We start from the raw sequence: 21364 nt of genomic DNA on the forward strand, positions 1-21364 counted from the left end.
ACAACAATATGTTATTTTCCACCCTAAATCTTAAATAGAAAAATGAGTATAAAAAAAGAGAGTGGAAAAAACCACCCTAAAAATTAAATACCCATTTTTTTTATTCATTTTAAGCAATTTATTTTCGATCATGTGTTCATTCTGTCCTGGATTGGACAGATTGACTGGAATGAAGGGTTTAGAAGCCTTCTTTTTTGTTGTATAATCAAAAATATTATAAAAAGGAGGGAAATATTGAAAGCAGAAAAACGAAACTTGGTTCTGTTTATCATCAGCTATGTGATCAATAATTTAGCCAGTGGCGTTTTATACGATACGTATGTCAATTATCTTCAAGATGTGCAACTTTCGATTGCGACTTCATTTTGGGCCTTTTATGGCTATGCAACCTTTGTTGCAGCCGGCTTGTTGTTGCTGGCACCGAAACTTGGATATAAGAAGTTATTATATTTTTGTTCGTTGGGTACCGCCTTTGCGTTCTTTGGCGTTGTCTATGTAGGCAATCCAGCCATATTGTATGTGGCCACGCTTTTGGCATTGACAGGTGTGCAACTGCACTTCATCATGTTGAGTCCATTTGTGGCAGCCAATACCGAAGATCTAAAAGACGATAGTATCCGGTGGTATACACGTACGTATTATATGGGCTATATAGGTTATTTGATTGCAACCTATGCTGGGGGTGCCTTGGTGGTGCAATTGTTTGCGATGTTGGAGCATATTTCATTTGGTGCTGCGCAAGAAGCAACACGCTATATCGTCCAAATGAGTCCATCGATGCATATGCTCTATCTACAAGCCAATCGTTTGGTATTGATCGTTGTCGGCATCATTGCCTTGGTGTCCGTTATTCCGGTAGCGATGATCAAAGAGACTAAGCCCGTTCTACCAAAGAAGAAAGTCATTTCGATAAAAGAAAGAATGTCGCAGGTACGAACGGTCTTTTTCAATCGATATGCACGAGCCTATTTGATCTATTGGGCATTGATTTCCTTTGCGATGGGATTGTTCACATCGTATTATACGGTTTATTTAAATCGAAATCTGCATATTGATAAAGCGACCAGTTCTTTGATGGTTTCCATCTCGTATGTGGCCATTGTCTTATTTATGTTCTTTACGCCAAAATGTGTAGAGAAATTTGGCAAAGTGGGTACCATCTTTTTCACCGTGGTCTTGTCGGTTCCATTTATGTTGATCATTGGTCATGGCAATCTGTTTGGAAGCTGGGTTGTTCCTGTAGTGGGAACGGCGCTATTCATTCGGGCGGGCCTTGCCAATTTGTCCAGTCCAGCCGATAGTGCCTTATCAATGGATGTGGTGCCAAAGACCATGCGGCCTGTCTTTACTTCATTGGTGAATTTTATTGCTGGTATTGTCAGCATATTATCCGGTCGATTTACGGGTAGTTATTTATTTTTGCATCAATCGGGCTATCAAAGAGCCTATGACATTGCGGCGGTCTTATATTTGATTGCTGGATTTGTCTTGTATTTGGGTATACGCAAGTATAACCATAAGGAAGAAGAAATTGTGAGGGAAAATCTATGAATACATTTTTAAAGAAATTAGGTATGGGGCAGAAATTAGCGAAGAACTTTTGGGCCATCCTTATTGTTGCGTTTAGTGGGGCCATCATTTATGGCTTGCCATATTTTCGTTTTGATTACTATGATGCTTATTTAAAGACATATCATTTGACCAATACCCAAATGGGTGTGTTTGGTAGTATTTTGGGTATCTTTGGGATGATCTCCTATTTGTTTGGTGGTGTAGTTGCAGACCGTTTTTCTACGCGGATGATCTTGACCGTATCCTTGATTGGTACGGGCTTGGGAGGTTTCGTACATCTATTGCCATTGAACTATTATCAGTTGGTTTGTCTCTATGCCTTTTGGGGTGTTTCGAGCTTATTTGCGTTCTGGCCCGCTTGTGTCAAAGCCGTTCGTATCTTATCCGGATCGGATGATCAAGGAAAAGCCTATGGCTTCTTTGAGGGAGGTCGTGGTGTCGGTGCGGCTTTGATGGCCATGGGAGCTGTTGCCGCTTTCCGTTATGGCATTGGTCGCATCAATAATGAAGTAGCTGGTATGAAAGCCGTGATCTTATATTATTCCATCTTGACCATTGCGATGGGAATCTTCTGTTTCTTTACGGTCAAAGATGAAAAAATGGACCCAAGCGATCGTATTTCTTTTAAAGGCATTGGCGAAGTCTTAAAGATGCCGGCAGTATGGATCATTGGATTTGTGACTTTCTGTAACTACGTATTTACGTTGTCTTTGTATTATTTTACGCCATATGCAACGAGTATTTTAGGCGCAACCGTTACGTTTGGTGCGATGTTAGCTGCCATGAAACGTTGGTTTAGTTTGTTTGGAAATATTGGTGGTGGTTATTTCTCCGATAAGTTTGGTACGAGCAAAGCTTTATTGATCAGTTTTATCGTTATGATCGTTGGTACAGCTGCCATTTTGATCTTGCCTTTGAACAAATCCAGCATTGTGCCATTTACCATTTTGTTTATCGTGATCTATGTTTTCTATAATGTCAATTATGCCCAAACATGGGCGATGATGGATGAAGGTGCCATTCCGGAAAAGTATTCTGGAACCGCAGCTGGTATCATTTCAACCATTGGTTATTTGCCTGAAATCTTTGTTTCTTTATTGGCCGGTATCATGATCGATCAACATCCAGGTGTTGCGGGTTATCGACAATTCTTTGGTTTCCTGATCGTTATGTTGATCCTTGGTGCGATCTTTGTCGTGATCTGGAAAGCTTATTTGAAAAAACATGTCACAGCCAAAGCCAACTAAATTTGAAAAAGTCTATGTGGAAACGCCTGTAGATACCGATGGGGATGGGAAGCGGGATTTGATTGCGGTCTATATCAAACGACCGCTTGTATCCCATCCTGTACCCGCTGTGTATGTGGCCAATCCCTATATGCTTCATTGTAACGAAGATTGGTATACGCTTTATGATGTCAACACCAATATCAAAGCCTATCCCACCCAGGATATCGATGAAAAGGATATTCAATATATCTATGTTCCGAAAACCTTGGAGCATCGTCCGATTCATGGTCAAGCGGATGAAAACACCATGCCGGAACCGTCACCGAATCAATACGAATGCATTTCCAATCTATATGATCATTTGATTGATCGAGGCTATGCTGCCATATTTTGTGGCGGATTGGGAACCAAAGGCAGTGATGGCATCACTCTGACAGGATCACACGAAGAAATTCTTGCTTTTAAATCGGTCATTGATTGGTTGAATGGAAATGCTCTTGCCTTTACCAATCGTGAAGATGGAATCCAGATCAAGGCACATTGGTGCAATGGAAATGTGGCTATGTCGGCGCGGTCGTATTTAGGGACCATGGCCATTGGGGTAGCCACAACGGGTGTACCTGGATTAAAGACCATCATTCCGGAAGCGGGTATTTCCAATTGGTATGAATATTATCGATACAATGGCCTGACCTTGCCAGCCATGGATTGGCAAGGCGATGATCTGGATATCTTAGCGCGCTATTGTTTTTCCCGGGCCTTGGATCCGCAAGATTATCCAACGATCCAGTCTCGTTTTGAAAAGAGTCAAAAACAATTGCAGGAACAAGAAGATCGTGAAAGTGCCAACTACAATCGATTCTGGGATGAGCGCAATTATTTAAAACACGTTGACAACATCCAGGCATCGATCTTTGTGATCCAGGGATTGAATGATTGGAATGTGAAACCCGATCAAGGCATTCGTTTGTTTGAAGCGATGCAAGCCCAAGGCAAAGAATGTATGATGCTTTTGCATCGTGGTCAACATATTTATACCTATCATTTAGAGGGTGCTCCCACTTTGCGTTTGATTGATGCTTGGTTGGATCATTATTTAAAAGGTATAGAGAATGGCATTGAAAAAGGTCCACGAATCTATGTGGAAAATAACTTGGATCAAAAACAATGGGATACCTATACGGTTTGGCCACCGGTCAAAGATCGATTCTTTGAATTCCATCATCCCGAAGCTACATTTATGGATGATCTCTCTTTAAGTGTATATGACCGGAAAGAAAAGAACACCAAAGCGTGGTTGGATCAATTGGTGACGGAAAAGAATGCCTTTTCCTATCGATTGCCGGTTCAATCCATCCAAACGACTTCGTTGTTTTCGGGCCGGGCTAAGATTCGCTTCCGTGCTAAGATCAATCAGCCAACGGCTATCTTGAGTGCGATGTTGGTGGATCATGGCAAACAATGTCGATTAACACCTGAATTGGATGGGGATGAAAATCAACATTTTATGTTCAAACAAGAAAAGAATCCATCCGATTATTTTGTGATCACAAGAGCTTGGATGAATGCCCAAAATCGAAGTTGTAATTACAAAAAGGAAGCCATTGATCCCGATACATTCTATACGTATGAGATGGAATTTGTTTCGAATGATTATCGAATCGAAGCCAATCATACATTGGAATTAATTTTATATGGTATGGACGTGGATCAAACCCAACTTCCATACACCAAAACACAGATCACGATTGAAAAGGATTCGATTCAATTGTGGTTGCCATTAAAGACTGCGGATTAGTTGTCCGCGGCCTTTTTTATGACAAGTTTGGAACGATATTCAGACATCATTAAATAATATGTAATCTTATGAATTCTAAGTTTTCATCAATGGAAATAAATGTGTCTTATATTGTTTTGATAATATTTTCGTATCGCCTGATTTAGTCAAATCTTTTCATTTGAATCAGAAATCTTGAGATAATCCTGGTCCTTTTGTTTTCAAGAATCCTATTGATGAATGCCTAAAAATGAATCATTTTATCTGCGATAGCTCTTGTAAGATATTGAATCTAAAAGATTTATTAGATGTTTACAAGTATGTTTCAATTAACAGCTGACGGATTCTTTTTGCATTAACACCATGAAGTTTTAGATTTTTAATTTCCTGATCTGTTATATTCATTTTTTCGATAAAAGTTGCCATATAGAATCAACATGTTTTCCATTTTGATTTCGTTTGTCCAAGTCTAGCCATGCTTTTGAAAGGAATAAGCTAGCTTGGTTTTAATATAGAAAGTCCGTCGATAATATCTCGTCCTTGTAGTAGTGCCTCATAATAAGAATTGTTTAGAAGGATGGCAGATAAACTTGAAACACTATCATCCAGGTGAATTGGTGTTAATGCATCGTCGTTTTTTAAGATATATTCGGTTCGAGCAAATAATTCAATCATTAAAGGAAAACCATCTTTTGAAGGTTTGTTAAAGCGGTAGAATTGTGGCTTTCCAGATGACTTTGCCCGATTTTGGTAGCCCCCATCTCGAATAAATTTCCAAAATCTTTGACCAATTCATAAGTTAAAGCCTCTACAATTAGAACGACATCTAAATCTCTTGTAGCTCTAAAATCTACATTTTGGGTTTCAAATGAAATATCACATGCAGCTCCGCCGATTAATACATACTGGTCAGTAAAATCACTAAAGTAATCTCGAAATTTTTCTATTCCTTTTACCATACATGCTCCTCTAACATTTCATCTATCGCCATACTGATTCTAGGATCTTTTTTTCATCTGCACGAATACTTAACGCGACTGTTAATGGATCAATCGCAAATTTGTTTTCGTAAGGAATACAATATCCCAATTCCTGAATGACACAGCCTGGAATATCACCTCCAAAAGACATCTTATTGGCAGATAGATCTATAATTTTTAGATTTTTTTGGTGATTGCCAAAATTGAATAAGAAACATCATCTACCATCGAATAATGTGCCAATGCTGATTGTCCGGATAGCGGCAGCTCTATTTCTGGTTTCGCTTTTAGAGCATAACTTTTCAGAACGGGATTTCGTAAAATGTCTTGTATACTTTCCCACATGGCTTTTTTATCTGTATCTGCAGTAAAATATCTCGATCGTTTTTGTATAGATAGATAAGGAATATTTAGTGCTTCTAGTTCATCAAAACAACGAGTAATTGACATCTTAGAGACATTTAGTAATTTTGCAGCTTGTGTCACTGTTACTTTTTGCCATCCTTGATATAGTGCACTCAATAGCAATTTTTGTGTCAAATACGAAATCTGTGTACAAGTTGGTAATGTTTTTCTTTGATGGGTATCTAGCAGTACGCCTAAAAAAGGAAGATATAGTTGATGTCCTTCCCATACAAAAGGAATCCCTTCATCCAACAAAGCATCTCGTGTGTAATAATTCATGTCTGTCATATATAGAACACAGGGAAGGCCTGTATACATCGCCATCGGATGCTGCTGTTTTCGTAATGTTACCAATGGTATTCTTTCTATTGGTGTTGCGATAAGCGCAATCTGTCCTTCAATATCAATCAAGTGTAGATCATAGCTTCCTTGAATGCTTAATGGTAGTTTTCTTTGATCCTTATAGGATACGATTTGCACGTTTCGATGGAGAATTTTTTCAATATATTCTTTCAACATATGCATAATTCTCTTTAAATAACTTTTTTGATTTGTAACCTATTTTAAGTTACAAATCAAAAAAGTAATTAAAGAAAACGTAAATTTAACCTGTAAGGAAACATGGATCCATATACTTTTTATACGGATGAAATGGAATTTGTTTCAAATCATTTATATCTGTCCTATCATACAAACAATTCATGAATACTTTACTTATCTGAAAAATTAACTATGTTCATCCATTAATCTAGCGAATTATATGCAAAAATATAAGTATTAAAAAATTCAATATGAGACTATTTTATTTATGAGAGGTGAGCATCTTATGAATAAAATAGCGAAGTATCTAGAAGTACCAATTGTAGATGGTGCTATGTTTACGTTGGGAGGTGTAGCTGTCAAAGCCGCGGAACCAACAACCCAGCCAGAAACAACGACTGAAACGAGCCAAACAACAGAAACAACCAATTCACAGGATAAGGAGATACAATCTGTAACTATAGATAATCGTCAGGAATTGGATGACAAAATTAAAGAAGCCCAGGATTGAGGTCTTGATGTGAATACAATCAATAATCAACAAACAGTGGATCAACAAGATCTGCATGATTATTATCAATCACAGATTGATGCATTGAATCAGACCATTGTGCAACAGAACCAATACAATGAAGAATACGCCAAGGAACAAGAAAAACAGTTTGCGACCGTCATTCAGAATCCAAGTGATAATTATAAAGATGAATGGTCGATGGATGAATTCAAAGATTTGATTGGTGGTGACTTTAATAAAGTGACAGTCATCTCGAAAAGTCCAGAGCAGACAATACAGCTATCGAAACATCTACAAGGTGGTTATAGCGGATATATCCAAAAAGGAGACTATTGGATCTATCAAAATGTATTCCTTGATAGTAAAGCGGGAAACCCAATTAGTTTGCGATTTGATGTTGTTAAAATCCAACAGAAAAGTACGGCAGGCGTGAAGGAAACGGGAGAGTATTTAGATGCGTTGCCTGAAATCGATAGAATAAAATATTCTACTATCTTTAATGAAGAGGTTGCTTTATTGTATCAAGATTGCCTATTAACCATGAAGGTAACTTTCTTAGATGCCAACAACAATCCGGTCGTGTTAGAGAAACCACTCGTCATTTTTACAGATGTGGACGATCATCAAGGTGTTAAGATATGGGATATGGATGTAAAGAATTTAAAGGGTAAAATGCTGGTTGAAAGGAATGGTATTATTGGTAACTTTGGAACGTACCACAATACAGTACCAGAAGATAGAGATTATTGGGCCAAGTATGCGTTGCCGACTACCGATCATTTTATTTATACATTCTATTCATTTGCCAGTATGACTACTGGAGTTTATCAAGGTGTTGGATCCGAAACCATTTCGTATAGAAGACCCGATAAACAATATGTCCATTGGAATGGTTCAACCATTCAATTAACAGATTTGTTTGTGCGTGTATCTAAGGAAGACAAACTAGAACCTGTAAAAGTAGAAACAACATTCAATCAACCAACCGCCATGGTTACGGATACGGATGTTGAAACACCACAGAAACAAACGACATCATCGAGTGTACAGACAGGTGTCAATGAAATATTGTTTGGTTCATGGAGTGCCATGATCTTATCTGGACTTGGATTCTTGAAATTAGAGAAAAGAATAAAAAGAAAGGGAGTTGTTACTGTTCGGAAACAACCCCTTTTTTACGTGGTGATATTTGGGAAAAGACAATCGCGAGGAACATCAATGCACAACCAGTGGCTTCTTGTGCACTGAGAGATTGTCCCAATATAAGCCATCCACCCAATGCCGAAAAGACACTTTCCAAGCACATGACCAAGGAAGAAACGGTAGGATTCAAACCTTTTTGACCAACCATCTGCAAGGTGTAGGCAATACCGGTTGAAAAAATACCGGTATACAACATTGGAATCATGGCTTGTTTTAAAGCGGGTAAGGTAACTGTTTCGGTTGTCATCAATATCGTAGAAACGATGGCACAAAATAAGAATTGGCCACCGGATAATAAAATAGGATGGCATTTGGCCACAAAGCGATTGACGGCTAGGATCTGAAAGGTAAAGCCCAAAGCGGCAAAGAGCATCAAGATATCGCCTTGATTGAACGAGCCAATGGAGCCATGGAAACAAAGAAGATATAAACCAACAACACTCATCAAAACCGAGATCCAGATTTGTCTATGGATGGGTTTGTGTAAAAACCAGGAACAAATAGGAACGAAGATCATATATAAAGCGGTAATAAAACCGGCTTTGGCCGTGGTTGTATAGGCAATGCCAAACTGTTGGAGAACAGAACCTAAGAAAAGGCCAATTCCACAAAAAATGGAACCCATGATCAAGTCTTTATGGATGCCAACTTTTCGTAGGGTATGAATCAATAAAGGGGATAAAGTCAAGACACCCAACCAACTGCGGATGGCCATAAAGGTAAAGGGGCCAACCAAATGGGAGCCAACGCTTTGAGCGACAAAGGCCATGCCCCAAATGATAGATGTTAATAATAAAATACCAATGTGTGTGATTTCTGTTTTATTCATGCTTGTAATTATATCATATCTTCTTACATATTTATTTGTTTCTTTACATTATAAGGTTATAACGATAGAATGAAGAAAAAAGGAGAAATGTATGTACGATTTACATCCAAGTAAACCATTAAATGGAAATGTCTATGATGGCTATCCAGCTATCATTGAAAAATTACAAGAAGCTTTAGCTGGTTATGATCATGCTGTATTGACACTTGATTTTTATCATGGGGTATCCAATGAAAATGTCTTGACCGAATTGATCGATGCATTAAGTCCCAATACGATTCTATTTGCGGATGCCGCTAAGAAAAGTGAAGAGGAGATCCAAGCTATCTTGGGCCGACAAATTACCGATGATCGTGTGTTTGGAATCTTGACCACAGAAGTCTTAGATTCTTTATTTGATCCAAGTAAAGTAGAGGAATTACGCTCTCATATTGGCGATGGCTTAACAATTATCTATGGTGTGGGTGCTTCTTTGATCCATCCAGGAGATGTTCATGTGTATTTTGATATCACGCGATGGGAGATTCAATTGCGTTATCGTGCTGGTATGGATAACTGGGGTGCACAGAATTATGATGACGATATTTTAAGAAAGTATAAGCGTGGGTATTTTGTGGAATGGCGTATCTTTGATCGGTATAAATTCAAAGTGTTACCAGATTGCGATTTTTATGTGGATGCCTCTACTTTGGGTCATCCAAAAATGATCGATATGGATACCTATAAAAAAGGTATGAATTTATTTTCAACATCTCCATTTCGATTGGTTCCTTATTTTGATGAAGGTGTCTGGGGAGGTACCTGGATGCAGGAACATTTTGGTTTAGAGCCAAAAGAACATAATTATGCCTGGTGTTTTGATGGCGTACCAGAAGAAAACAGCATATGTCTAAAAATCAAGGATACGTTGGTGGATATTCCCGCTATCAATTTGGTTCATGCCAAACCGAATCATTTGTTGGGAAGAAGAGTTCATGCTCGATTTGGGAAAGAATTTCCAATTCGATTTGATTTTTTGGATACCATCCATGGTGGGAACTTATCTTTACAAGTCCATCCATTGACCGAATATATCCAAGAGCATTTTGGCATGCATTATACCCAAGATGAAAGTTATTATATCTTGGATGCCCAACCCGATGCGCATGTCTATCTAGGCTTAAAGGAAGGCGTTGATTTTGATGCATTCATTGACGATTTACATACTTCCCAAGAAACAGGATGTCGGTTTCCAGATGAAAAATATATCAACAATATTCCTGTCAAAAAACATGATCATGTCTTGATTCCTGCTGGTACCATTCATTGTTCCGGAGCCGGAACGGTAGTGTTGGAAATTAGTGCCACGCCGTATATCTTTACGTTTAAATTGTATGATTGGGGTCGAGTCGGTTTGGATGGTAAGCCACGTCCTGTCAATATTGAGCGTGGAAAAGAAAACATCCAACAAGATCGAACGACATCTTGGATCATGCATAATTTGATTCATCGAGAAAAAGTGTTAGAAGAAAAAGACAACTATACCCTAGAACGTACGGGTTTGCACGAATTGGAATTTATCGATACTTTACGTTATTCATTTGATGAACGAGTAACGATCGAGATGGATGATAGTGTGAATATGTTGAATCTGGTAGAAGGAGAAGCCGTACAAGTGGTCTCACCAACCCAAGCGTTTGAACCGTATACCATTCATTATGCCGAGACTTTTATTGTACCGGCTAGTGTCCAAACGTATCAATTGGTAGCCATGAATGGACCGGTCAAAGTCATTCGTGCAAAGATTCGGAAATAAGAGGAGCAAGATGAAAACATATACGTTAGATCAACATGCGGGAGCAAAACCTTTATATGGGCAAGTAAGGGATATTTTGTATCAAAAAATTGTCGATAAAGAATATGCACCGGGAGATTTCATTCCTACCGAAAAAGAATTAGAGGAAATGTTTGGGGTCAGTCGAATGACGATTCGTTTGGCTGTGGATGCATTAGTACGAGATGGCTTGGTTGTGAAAGAACGGCCCAAAGGCACACGAGTCTTGGGACCTCGCATTGTCGAAAAACTGAATAAGGTCACCAGTTTTCATGAAGAAATGGAACGAAATAATGTGGATTATCGCGTACGAATCGCTCAAATGGATGTGATCCAAGCGGATGAAAGATTATCGAAGCATCTCCACATTTCATTAAATGAAACAATATATCGGTTACATCGTGTATGTGAAATTTCACGAACGCCCTTTCTTTCCATGACGAGTTATCTACCGCGTTCCATTGATCTTCCGCTAGAAAACGAAATCTACAAAGGATCGTTATATGCGATTTTGGAACAAAAAGGCATCCATATCCAAAAGGTAGATGAGCAGATTTCAATTGCGTATGCCGATGAGCGTTTGGCCAATGAATTAGGAATTGATCAAGAGGCTCCGGTATTGAAGCGTATTCGTCTATCCTATGATCAAAAAGGTGAAATCGTGGAATATGTCGTGGTGTATTATCGACCGGATAAGTATGTGTATTCGGTATCGTATGGAGAATAAAATATGGCAAATCAAAAAATAGATCCTGGATTTTCCATCCAAGCGGATCTTTCAAATTTGGAATTTCAATATGGAGATGGCACATTTGGACCACAAACGGAAAAAAGACGATTGGATGCGATTCGTCAAAGTTTAAGTGATCCTGATGTAGATGGTCCAGACATTGTCTATGCGGTAGAGATGTGGGCAAAGAAAAAGATCGAGAAGATCTAATAAAACGAAACTTATTGTATGGAGCCATGATTTTTGAAAAAGGAACGGTTGGCAAAGAACCCGTTCGTTCTCAAGGCCATGTGCATGCGAGTTCGCCTTCTTGTAACGATTCAACGTGTGAAGTGTATGAGATTTGGGCTGCTGCTTATATTTATATGCAACAAACAACCGCAGATGATCCCGGTAAGTGTATGGCCGTATATGGAGAACCAGGCGATATCATCATTGTACCGCCACATTGGGCTCATTGTACGATCAATGCCGATCCAAGCGAGCCCATGTTGTTTGGTGCTTGGTGTGTAAGAGACTATGGTTTTGATTATACTGGTGTGCGTGCTCATCATGGTGTGGCATATTATCCAACCATAAAACAAGATACGATTGAATTTGTAGCCAATCCGATGTATCATGCCCAACCCATTGAAATACAAAAGGCTAGAAACTATCCAGAATTTGGATTAGAAAAAGGTGTACCTATCTATACACAATATGAACAGGATCCGAATCGATTTGAATTTGTCACAAATCCAACGAAATATGAAAAACTATGGAAAGAGTATGAAAAATAAAATCATAGAACCAAGATTAACAGAAGCTTGGAAATCCATCCCCATGGGCGAAGACATCACTAAAGCACAAACACATTTTGCCAATATTCAATCGATTTATGCCAATCCCGAAGGGTTCGATTCCGATACGTTGATGTATACGGTCTATGCCACTAAAGATGGGACTTTACTTTGGGGACAAACCATTTTAGAACCTGTATTCGTCAATGGAGAATGCAACATGACACGTGGCCATTTCCATGTTCGAAAAGATCGGGATGAATATTATTGGTGCCAACAAGGTGAGGGTTTATTGGCATTGATGGATGAAAGTGGCACTTGTTGGTTGGAGAAGATGCGATCGGGATCGTTGCATCATATTTCTGGACAATGGGCACATCGTTGCATCAATACTGGGAATACGCCTTTATCAATCATTGCGTGTTGGCCAGCCGATGCTGGTCATGATTATGGACGTACCTTTCCTATTCGTGTTTACAAGGAAAATGGTCAAATCCTTCTAAAGGAGCACAAGATAATGGATGGAAGGATAGGAGATAAACATATATTATGAAAATTATTCCTATGGGTAATTTAAAAAACACCGTGCAAATTGAACGAATCTGTGCAGAAAAAAATGAATCTGTTTTTGTGACGAAAAATGGATATGGACGACTTGTAGTGATGGATATTGATTATTATGAGAAACCGATACAGAAAATGTGTGAGGTCGAAGCAATTTTAGATGGGGATACGGGAAACAAATATGGAATTTAAATGTTTTTGTATATCTTATGAAACTGCGTTTATTAGTGAGCGCAGTTTCATTCTTTTATATCTGAATAATGTTTTACAGATAGATCATGAACCAGACGTTCGGCGTCTAATATTGTCATGCTGGTTTCTTTGTTTGAAAAAAGTTTAATTCTTATAATAATTGAATGAACCTTTCCTATTTCATTCTAGAAATTTAAATTCGCTAACTGAACTAAAATGATTGTGTACGGTTTCATTTGGCGAAATTTAGGATATGATGTAGAATATATAATATACATAAAACGTGCTATAGAGATTTGGGGTGTTTAAGATGGCAGAAGAGTATAAGAATTATAATGAAGAAGTCGATGATATGGATGCCGACATCGAAGAAAAAGAGGCTTTGATTCAAGAAGCAAAAGAAGTAGAAGCCAATGAAGAATTGACCGAAAACGAAAAGATTGATCGTGCTGAAGATTTACGTCGTCGTTTCCGTCGTATTCATTTTTCACAATCCGTTTATGAAGAACAACTTCATGATCAATTTGAAACCGTTCTCGATAAAATTTATGCGAAACGAGATGAACAAATTCAGAAGAGTGTTGCTTTAAAAGAAGATTTGATTAAACGTGCCAAAGAATTGGCTGATTCCGATCAATGGAAACAAACAACGGAAAAAATGAAAACCTTGATGGATGAATGGAAAGCGGCTGGTAATGCGGGTCGTAAAGATGATGAATTGTGGGAGCAATTCCATGATGCACGTCAAAAATTCTATGATCGTAAACACGAACATTGGGAAGAAATGAATCAGTCTTTTGAACAGGTTCGTCAAGTAAAAGAGTCTTTGATTGAAAAAGCTAAAGCTTTACAGAATTCAGAAGAATGGAAGAAAACATCACATGCGTATCGTGATTTGATGGATGAATGGAAAGCCGCTGGTAGTGCCGGTCGTGAATACGAAGATGCATTATGGACTGCTTTCTGTGATGCACGACAAGTATTCTATGATCGTCGCAATGAATATTTTGATGCGTTGCATGAAAAACAAGATGAGAATTACGAAAAGAAGGAACAATTGGTTAAACAGGCACAGTTGATTGCGGAAACGGAATCGTATACGCGTGAGAATACGGAAACGATGAAGAATCTGAGTGTCGAATGGAAAGACATTGGTTCTTGTGGTCGTGAAAAGGAAAATAAGATTTGGTCGGAGTTCCGTAGTTTCATGGATAACTACTTTGAAGGTTTGCGTGCTTTCAATGAAAAGAAGCATCAAGACTGGGTAGAGCGTATGCATGATACGGTGGCGCATAAACAATCTTTGATTGATAATCAAAAGCGTCAGATCAAACAATTAAACGATGATATGAATGGTTTGTTGAGTGATAGTGAACGTGATCAAATTGAAGAAGATATCAAAGATAAAGAAAAATTCATTTCCGAATTGGAAGATGAAATTGCTGATATCGATGAAAAATTAAATGAAGAGAATTAGCAGATACCGTTGTATCTGCTTTTCTAAAGGAGACAAAAGATGATCAAAAAAACAGTGAATGTATCGGAATATGCACAAAATATTGTGGAAGCTTTACCAAAGGGTATTTTATTAACAACCAAAGATCAAAAAGTCAATACGATGGTTATTGGTTGGGGTCAATTGGGTGTGAATTGGGCATTGCCTATTTTTACTTGTTTCATTCGTGAACATCGTTTCACACGTGAACAATTGGATGCCACTGGTGAATTCACATTAAGTATTCCATTAAATGGTGCCAATCCAACCATTACGAAGATTTGTGGAGCACAGAGCGGGCGAGATATCGATAAGATTGAAGCTGCTCATCTTCATTTAGTGGATGGAGAAGAAGTGAATGTACCGGCCATAGTGGAATATCCATTGACATTGGAATGTAAAGTCGTACAGAAACAAGCCATTGATTTGGGTGCTTTGGATGAATCCCTACAAAAATGGTATCCACAAGATGTAGATAGTTATGCGACGGGTTCCAATAAAGATACGCATATTGCGTATAGTGCCGAAATTGTCCATGCATACATCATTGAATCGTAAAAGCTTTGTAAAGATTATGTAAAGTCCAAGTGATTGGACTTTTTTTATTGTAAAGTGAAGGTAAAGATGAGATAGAGGAGAAGCTCTTTATGGAAATTGTGATAAACCTTATGGGTGGATTGGCATTGTTTCTGTATGGTATGCAGATGATGTCTGGTGGTCTGGAAGCTGCGGCTGGAGACCGGATGAAATCTATTTTGGAGAAATTAACGACAAATCGTTTTGTAGGAATTTTATTGGGTTGTGTGGTCACTATGATCATTCAATCGTCATCAGCCACCACAGTCATGGTGGTTGGTTTTGTGAATGCGCAAATGATGGCGTTGCGACAAGCGGTTTGGGTCATCATGGGTGCCAATATTGGTACGACCATTACGGGTCAGTTGATTGCGTTGGATATTGGTGCCATCGCTCCATTGATTGCGTTTTTGGGTGTGGCCATGGTGCTTTTCTTAAAGGGAGAAACCAAACGTCAAATTGGTGAGATCATTGCCGGTTTAGGTATCCTATTCTTAGGAATGAATATGATGTCCAGTGCGATGGTGCCATTGCGTCATAGTGATGCGTTTATTAATATGGTTTCCAGTTTCTCCAATCCATTGATTGGTATCTTGGTTGGTGCGGGCTTTACCGCATTGATTCAATCGTCCTCGGCATCGGTTGGTGTCATGCAGGCCTTGGCTCTTTCGGGCATCGTCGATCTGCATACCGCCGTTTATGTCTTGTTTGGTCAAAACATTGGTACTTGTATTACCGCGGTCTTGGCTTCGATTGGGGCAAGCCGTGAAGCGAAACAAACAACGATCATTCATTTAAGCTTTAATATCATTGGTACGATCATCTTTACGCTCATTTGTATGAGCACGCCATTAACGGATTGGGTCATTTCTTGGACGCCAACCAATGCCCCAAAACAAATTGCGAACATGCATACGTTATTTAATGTTTGTACGACGATCATCTTGATTCCATTTGGTTATAAATTGGCGGATTTTGCCGAAAAGACCTTACCTAGTGAACCAGAAAAGAAAAAAGATGGTTTATTGTATTTACAACCATTACCAAAGTCGAATAAGTTGATTGGTGCCAATGCCATCAATGTGTATCAAGTCAGTGATGAGATCATCCATATGATGGATGTGGCGTATGAAAATGTGCAAGATGCATCCAAACAATTGATTTCTTATTCGAGTGATCGATGTGATGTGATATTGAATCGCGAAAAACAAGTCAACAAATTGAATGAATCCATTTCGGAATACATCACGACGGCTTTATCCACACCAAATATCAATGCGAATGTTTCCCAAGCATTAGGCGCTTTCTATTTGTCTTTGGTGCATTTGGAACGAATCAGTGATTATTCCGTGAATATTTCCAAACAGGCTCAGAAACAAGCCGAAAATAAATTATCAACCAAAGATTTGGATATGATCTTGCATATGTCAGAGATGACCATGCATTCCAAAGATTATATATATGATCTAGATGCCATCAAGCAAAATACGAAAAAGCTCCATTCTTTGATCCATACATGGCGAAAGGAACAAATTGAAGAGATCAAAGACAATGCGATGGATTCCGAAACAGGTATCATGATGTCGCGGGTCTTCAATGATTTTTTACGTATCAATGATCATGCCGAAGACATTGCCGAACAATTTGATTCCATTGAAGTCGATCTGCATGAAAATGAAATTGAACAAGAACCAGTACCAGCTCAATAAGTTGGTACTTTTTATGCTATAATGAATCGGTATGAGAGAAAATAAGTTAGGGACTTGGCCCATTCCCAAGTTATTAGTCAATATGTCGGTGCCAATGATGATTTCTTTTTTTATCCAGGCCCTCTACAACATTGTAGATTCAATGTTTGTAGCCCAAATTTCCGAGAATGCCTTGACGGCGGTTTCTTTAGCGTTTCCGATGCAACAAGTTGCCAATGCGATTGCGGTTGGCATTGGTGTAGGTATGAGTGCGCTGGTGCCCCATTATATTGGTCTAAAAAAAGAAAAGCGGGCCAATCAAGTGGCCCATACAGGAATTTTTTTGAACTTGTGTTTTGCGGGGTTGTTCATTGTTTTAGGCGCTTTATTTGCCCAAAAGATTTATTTGGTCCAAACCAATGTACCGGAAATCGTGCAGGGGGGCACCATTTATTTACGCATTGTCTGGTGTGTAGGAATTGGTGTTTTCTTTTGCCAATATTTTGAAAAGATGTTGGTATGTACGGGAAATCCTTTATTAGCAATGATTTCTCAAGCTTCGGGTGCCCTCTTTAATATTGTATTTGATCCCTTATTGATTTTTGGGATTGGTCCTTTTCCACAATGGGGGATTGCTGGAGCCGCTATAGCGACGGTTGGCGGCCAATTGTTTTCCACTTGTATTGGTTTTTTCATGAATCATCATAAGAATCATTGGATTCATTTTCAATGGTCTTTGATTCGATTTCAACCGGATGTTGCTAAGGAAATCTTTCGTGTAGGTATACCTAGTATGGTCACAATTGGCTTGAATTCCGCAACGTCCTTTTGTGTCAATATGATCATTTTAGGCTATAGCACCACAGCAACGGCTGTTTATGGCATTTGGTTAAAGCTACAGAATTTTTGTTGTATGCCTTTATTTGGCTTAAACAATGGAATGATCCCTATCTTATCGTATAACTTGGCCCAGGATAAAAAAGATCGGGTAAAACAAACGAGTCAATTGGCATTTCGTTTCGCGCTTGTCTTGATGGTATGTGTGATGATCATCTTGGAAGCTTTTCCACAACCATTCTTACAAATGTACAATGCTTCCGATCACATGTTAGATATTGGTATTGTTGCTTTGCGTATTTGTGTGGCTTCTTTACCCTTTGCTTCCATCAGCTTGATTCGTTCGACGGCTATGCAAGCTCTGGAACATGCTCGCTATACCTTGATCGTTAATATACTTCGTCAATTTTTGATCATTGTGCCGGCTTTTTATCTGTTGTCGACCTTGTTTCATCAATTGCAGTATATTTGGTGGGCTGTACCAATCACTGAAGTCATTTGTGCGTATATTTCCATTTATTATTATCGTAAAATGGAAAAGAATCTCCAGCTTTAGATCAAGAACCAGACTAAAAGACAACAAGCCAGGGCCACTTGAAATAAGGAAGCGCCCAGCCAGGATAAGACAATGCCAACGATCAAAGCTACACTTCCTGCCATAGGATTATTGGTGGCATGAAGGATCGTTGGAAAGGTCATGACACTTAAGGTTACATAGGGCACGTAATACAAAAACGATTGGATGAATGTATTTTGTATGGGTTTGCGAATCAGGGTCAATGGTAGGGCGCGAATGATAAAGCTTGTCAATGCGGCCAAGGCAATATAAATAGGAATGCTCATGAGGTCTCCTTTCGAGGAAATAAGCAAGCAGCCAACGTGGAAATCAATAGAGTCAAAATAATGGTTTTGGTGCTATCAGAAGGCAGGAATTGATCCCAAAGCCAACTAGCGATAAAGGAAACAATGACCACATATCTGACGATGTGGTCTTTTTTTGTGGCCGGAATGATCACGGCAAGAAACATGCCATAAAGAGCAACACCTAAAGCCGTTACGATATGGCTAGGTAGGATATTGCCGGCAATAACACCAAACATGGTACCAAAAGCCCAGCCAGGTAGGGCAACGCTATAGGCTCCATACATATAATAAGGTCCATAGGTATGGATCTTGGCAATGCCAATGCCAAAGAGTTCATCGGTAACGTCATACGCAATGAGCAAGCGATGGAATAAGGATGTATTGGCATCCAGTCGTTGGGCTAAAGAAGCACTCATTAAAAAATAACGGGCATTGGTGATCAAAGTGGCGATGACCATTTCCAAATAGGTGGCATGGGCAGCAATAACAGTAAAGGCTACGTATTCGCCGGCGGAGGCATTACAGAAAAAACTAATGAAAAAACCTTGTAGTGAGTTTAATCCTGCGTTCTTAGCAGCAATGCCCAAAGAGAAGCCCACGGCAAAATATCCCAACATGATGGGGATGGCATCAACCAGTCCGGTTTGAAAGGCAGTTCTTTTATTCATATCTTTAAGTATAGAACATAAACGGAAATCCGTAAAATGATAACGTTTTCTTAAGAATTTACATGGATTTATTTAAGTCACAGTTGAAAAATAATTAATAAAACTATAATATATAGAAGCATGCAATATCATGCAGAATTAAATGAATTGAGAGAGATAGAAAGATTGGATCATGGAAGAGAAGTCAAGAGGATATCGTTTTAAACATACAAGATGGATGTTAGTATTCTATGATTGTGTCGTATTAGCATTCGTTATTTTTATATTGTTGATTTTGTATCATGGCAACATGAAACTAGAGTTCAGTGATATACTTGCCCAAGTATGTCTTTTTGTTGTGTCGATTTTTCCCATTCGTTTAGTTGGTAAAGTCTATCGTCAAGTATGGCGTTTTGGTGGGATTGAAAGTTACATTCGTTTGTTGATCACGGATACATTGGCTTTTTTATTGTGCCTGTGTCTTGAATTTATCTTGCCAGTTCAACGGCTTGCCTTTGCACATTTATTATCGATTTTTAGTTGCAACCTATTGATTTGTATTGCGATGCGTATGATGTATCGATATTCCTATAAGTTTAGTAATCAGGATACCGCGTTGGGTAAATTTTTATCGTTGTTGCTGCATGTGTTTTCGAATATTGAAACCACGGATGAAAAAGAAAACAAGAAGATCAAGGTTGCCATCGTGGGTGCAGGCAATGCCGGTGTGAATTTAGCGAATGATTTAATGAATAATGAAGAATCTTCGTATGTGCCTCGTTGTTTTATTGATGTGAATCAAGATAAGGTGGGTCGTGAAATCAATGGTATTCCAGTGTGGAGCGAAGATGAAACGACTTTAAAACAATTGGATATCTATGAAGTGCAAGAAATCTTTTTTGCGATTCCTTCGATGCCACAAAAACGTAAAAAAGAATTGTATAACTATTATAAAAATGCGGGATATAAATTAAAGGTTTATGATTATCCTGTTGCGTATTCGCCTGGAAACAAACGGCAATTGCGTGAATTTGATATTGAAGAGTTGTTGTTTCGAAAACCCATCGTGGTCATGGATGAAAAAACCTATGTTTATTATAAAGATAAAGTCGTATTGATCACGGGTGGCGGTGGATCGATTGGTTCGGAATTGTGTCGTCAATTAGCGAAGATGGAACCAAAACAAATCATCATTTTCGATATCTATGAAAATGGAGCGTATGAGGTCCAACAGGAATTGAAGTTTGTGTATAAAAATCAATTGGATCTTCGTATCGAGATTGGTTCGATCACGCATAAAAAAACACTAAAAAAAGTGTTTGAAAAATATCATCCGCAAATTGTGATCAATGCAGCTGCTCATAAACATGTGCCATTGATGGAAAGCAATTGTGTGGAAGCTATTTATAATAATGTCTTTGGTACAAAGAACTTGATCGAAGTGTGTGAAGAATATCATGTTGAACGTTTCATGATGGTCTCTACCGATAAGGCAGTCAATCCAACCAATGTGATGGGTGCGACCAAACGTATGTGTGAAATGATGATACAAAGTGCGAGTACTTGGGGAACGGTCAAATACAGTGCTACCCGCTTTGGGAATGTACTTGGCAGTGCCGGTTCAGTCATTCCTTTGTTTAAACGACAAATTGCCAATGGTGGTCCGGTAACGGTCACCGATAAACGTATCATTCGTTATTTTATGACCATTCCTGAAGCGAGTCAGCTTGTCTTACAAAGTGGTGCCCTAGCCAAGAATGGGGAATTATTTGTATTGGATATGGGCAAACCGGTGAAGATCTGGGATCTAGCCGAAAGTATGATTCGCTTATCTGGTGTTCAAAATGTGCAAATCATTGAGACTGGATTGCGACCAGGGGAAAAATTGTATGAAGAACTTCTGGTAAAAACCGAAGAATTAGATCGAACAGAAAACAGTTTGATCTTTATCGAAAGGGATAAACCACTTTCAAAAGATCAAATCAATGACAAGTTAGAAATCCTACAACAAGCCATTGAAAATGAAGATGATGACAAGGCAAGAGAAGCACTCAGAAGTGTAGTACCTACCTTTAAAAGACCGGATGAAGTGAATATAGAGATGGCATAATTATCGTAAACAAAATAAAG

Annotated in this window: 23 protein-coding genes; 16 read left to right on the plus strand and 7 right to left on the minus strand. The window is 38.7% G+C overall.

The annotated features are described in order from the left end of the window. The first annotated feature begins 234 nt into the window (after positions 1-234). The 3 genes from EDX97_RS00005 to EDX97_RS00015 are packed head-to-tail and all read left to right on the plus strand — an operon-like array spanning position 235 to position 4599. The gene (locus EDX97_RS00005) at positions 235-1551 is read left to right on the plus strand and encodes an MFS transporter (RefSeq protein WP_183164201.1); all 1317 of its coding nucleotides are present in this window, start codon (positions 235-237) and stop codon (positions 1549-1551) included. Continuing rightward, on the plus strand, positions 1548-2819 hold the full coding sequence (locus EDX97_RS00010; protein WP_128519179.1) for an MFS transporter: 1272 nt from the start codon (positions 1548-1550) through the stop codon (positions 2817-2819). The genes EDX97_RS00005 and EDX97_RS00010 overlap by 4 nt, the downstream gene beginning before the upstream one ends. Next, positions 2797-4599, plus strand: a complete 1803-nt coding sequence (locus tag EDX97_RS00015) for a CocE/NonD family hydrolase (RefSeq protein WP_128519180.1) — start codon at positions 2797-2799, stop codon at positions 4597-4599. Before EDX97_RS00010 ends, EDX97_RS00015 begins: the two co-directional genes overlap by 23 nt. Before the next feature lie 474 nt (positions 4600-5073). On the opposite strand, the gene EDX97_RS00020 is transcribed toward EDX97_RS00015, so the two are convergent. The 4 genes from EDX97_RS00020 to EDX97_RS00030 are packed head-to-tail and all read right to left on the minus strand — an operon-like array spanning position 5074 to position 6482. Next, entirely contained in the window at positions 5074-5253 is a 180-nt protein-coding gene (locus EDX97_RS00020; protein ID WP_128519181.1) for a hypothetical protein, read from the minus strand. Further along, complete coding sequence (locus tag EDX97_RS00025) at positions 5253-5537, minus strand: hypothetical protein (RefSeq protein ID WP_128519182.1); 285 nt, start codon at positions 5535-5537, stop codon at positions 5253-5255. The genes EDX97_RS00020 and EDX97_RS00025 overlap by 1 nt, the downstream gene beginning before the upstream one ends. Before the next feature lie 22 nt (positions 5538-5559). Continuing rightward, a complete protein-coding gene (locus EDX97_RS11585) occupies positions 5560-5709 on the minus strand; it encodes a hypothetical protein (protein WP_183164202.1) in 150 nt (49 codons plus the stop codon). A 26-nt stretch (positions 5710-5735) separates the two neighbouring features. Further along, the gene (locus tag EDX97_RS00030) at positions 5736-6482 is read right to left on the minus strand and encodes a hypothetical protein (protein WP_128519183.1); all 747 of its coding nucleotides are present in this window, start codon (positions 6480-6482) and stop codon (positions 5736-5738) included. 307 nt (positions 6483-6789) lie between these two features. Between EDX97_RS00030 and EDX97_RS00035 the strand changes: the two genes are divergently transcribed. Both EDX97_RS00035 and EDX97_RS00040 read left to right on the plus strand, forming a co-directional pair. Then, complete coding sequence (locus tag EDX97_RS00035) at positions 6790-7014, plus strand: hypothetical protein (protein ID WP_128519184.1); 225 nt, start codon at positions 6790-6792, stop codon at positions 7012-7014. A 9-nt stretch (positions 7015-7023) separates the two neighbouring features. Continuing rightward, a complete protein-coding gene (locus EDX97_RS00040; protein WP_128519185.1) occupies positions 7024-8265 on the plus strand; it encodes a hypothetical protein in 1242 nt (413 codons plus the stop codon). Here EDX97_RS00040 and EDX97_RS00045 read toward each other — a convergent pair. Then, positions 8168-9049 (minus strand): DMT family transporter, encoded by an 882-nt coding sequence (locus tag EDX97_RS00045; protein ID WP_128519186.1) that lies wholly within the window; start codon positions 9047-9049, stop codon positions 8168-8170. The genes EDX97_RS00040 and EDX97_RS00045 overlap by 98 nt on opposite strands. A gap of 91 nt (positions 9050-9140) precedes the next feature. Here EDX97_RS00045 and EDX97_RS00050 point away from each other — a divergent pair, with 91 nt between their 5' ends. The 10 genes from EDX97_RS00050 (at position 9141) to EDX97_RS00090 (ending at position 18279) form a co-directional block, all read left to right on the plus strand. Further along, positions 9141-10844 (plus strand): class I mannose-6-phosphate isomerase, encoded by a 1704-nt coding sequence (locus EDX97_RS00050; RefSeq protein WP_128519187.1) that lies wholly within the window; start codon positions 9141-9143, stop codon positions 10842-10844. 10 nt (positions 10845-10854) lie between these two features. Next, on the plus strand, positions 10855-11589 hold the full coding sequence (locus EDX97_RS12080) for a GntR family transcriptional regulator (RefSeq protein WP_183164203.1): 735 nt from the start codon (positions 10855-10857) through the stop codon (positions 11587-11589). A gap of 3 nt (positions 11590-11592) precedes the next feature. Then, positions 11593-11802, plus strand: coding sequence for a hypothetical protein (locus EDX97_RS11950; protein WP_245977963.1), 210 nt, complete (start codon positions 11593-11595; stop codon positions 11800-11802). Further along, positions 11772-12371 (plus strand): glucose-6-phosphate isomerase family protein, encoded by a 600-nt coding sequence (locus tag EDX97_RS00060; RefSeq protein WP_245977964.1) that lies wholly within the window; start codon positions 11772-11774, stop codon positions 12369-12371. The genes EDX97_RS11950 and EDX97_RS00060 overlap by 31 nt, the downstream gene beginning before the upstream one ends. Further along, entirely contained in the window at positions 12361-12924 is a 564-nt protein-coding gene (locus EDX97_RS00065; protein WP_128519189.1) for a glucose-6-phosphate isomerase family protein, read from the plus strand. Before EDX97_RS00060 ends, EDX97_RS00065 begins: the two co-directional genes overlap by 11 nt. Next, complete coding sequence (locus EDX97_RS00070; RefSeq protein WP_128519190.1) at positions 12921-13127, plus strand: type II toxin-antitoxin system Phd/YefM family antitoxin; 207 nt, start codon at positions 12921-12923, stop codon at positions 13125-13127. The genes EDX97_RS00065 and EDX97_RS00070 overlap by 4 nt, the downstream gene beginning before the upstream one ends. Positions 13128-13437: 310 nt before the next feature. Then, positions 13438-14604 carry a DUF349 domain-containing protein gene (locus tag EDX97_RS00075; protein ID WP_128519191.1) on the plus strand — a complete coding sequence of 389 codons (1167 nt, stop codon included), beginning with the start codon at positions 13438-13440 and terminating at the stop codon, positions 14602-14604. Positions 14605-14643: 39 nt separating this feature from the next. Continuing rightward, the gene (locus EDX97_RS00080; protein WP_128519192.1) at positions 14644-15180 is read left to right on the plus strand and encodes a flavin reductase family protein; all 537 of its coding nucleotides are present in this window, start codon (positions 14644-14646) and stop codon (positions 15178-15180) included. Positions 15181-15269: 89 nt separating this feature from the next. Further along, on the plus strand, positions 15270-16907 hold the full coding sequence (locus EDX97_RS00085) for a Na/Pi cotransporter family protein (protein WP_128519193.1): 1638 nt from the start codon (positions 15270-15272) through the stop codon (positions 16905-16907). 31 nt (positions 16908-16938) lie between these two features. Then, positions 16939-18279 carry an MATE family efflux transporter gene (locus EDX97_RS00090; protein ID WP_128519194.1) on the plus strand — a complete coding sequence of 447 codons (1341 nt, stop codon included), beginning with the start codon at positions 16939-16941 and terminating at the stop codon, positions 18277-18279. On the opposite strand, the gene EDX97_RS00095 is transcribed toward EDX97_RS00090, so the two are convergent. Both EDX97_RS00095 and EDX97_RS00100 read right to left on the minus strand, forming a co-directional pair. Next, a complete protein-coding gene (locus EDX97_RS00095; protein WP_128519195.1) occupies positions 18276-18566 on the minus strand; it encodes an AzlD domain-containing protein in 291 nt (96 codons plus the stop codon). The genes EDX97_RS00090 and EDX97_RS00095 overlap by 4 nt on opposite strands. Beyond that, complete coding sequence (locus EDX97_RS00100; protein WP_128519196.1) at positions 18563-19255, minus strand: AzlC family ABC transporter permease; 693 nt, start codon at positions 19253-19255, stop codon at positions 18563-18565. The genes EDX97_RS00095 and EDX97_RS00100 overlap by 4 nt, the downstream gene beginning before the upstream one ends. Positions 19256-19472: 217 nt before the next feature. Here EDX97_RS00100 and EDX97_RS00105 point away from each other — a divergent pair, with 217 nt between their 5' ends. Further along, positions 19473-21344: a polysaccharide biosynthesis protein gene (locus EDX97_RS00105; RefSeq protein WP_221175857.1), complete on the plus strand. Its 1872-nt coding sequence runs from the start codon at positions 19473-19475 to the stop codon at positions 21342-21344. Positions 21345-21364: the final 20 nt, after the last annotated feature.

Origin of the sequence: Absicoccus porci, from assembly GCF_003725415.1 — a bacterium.
Lineage (GTDB): Bacteria > Bacillota_I > Bacilli_A > Erysipelotrichales > Erysipelotrichaceae > Absicoccus > Absicoccus porci.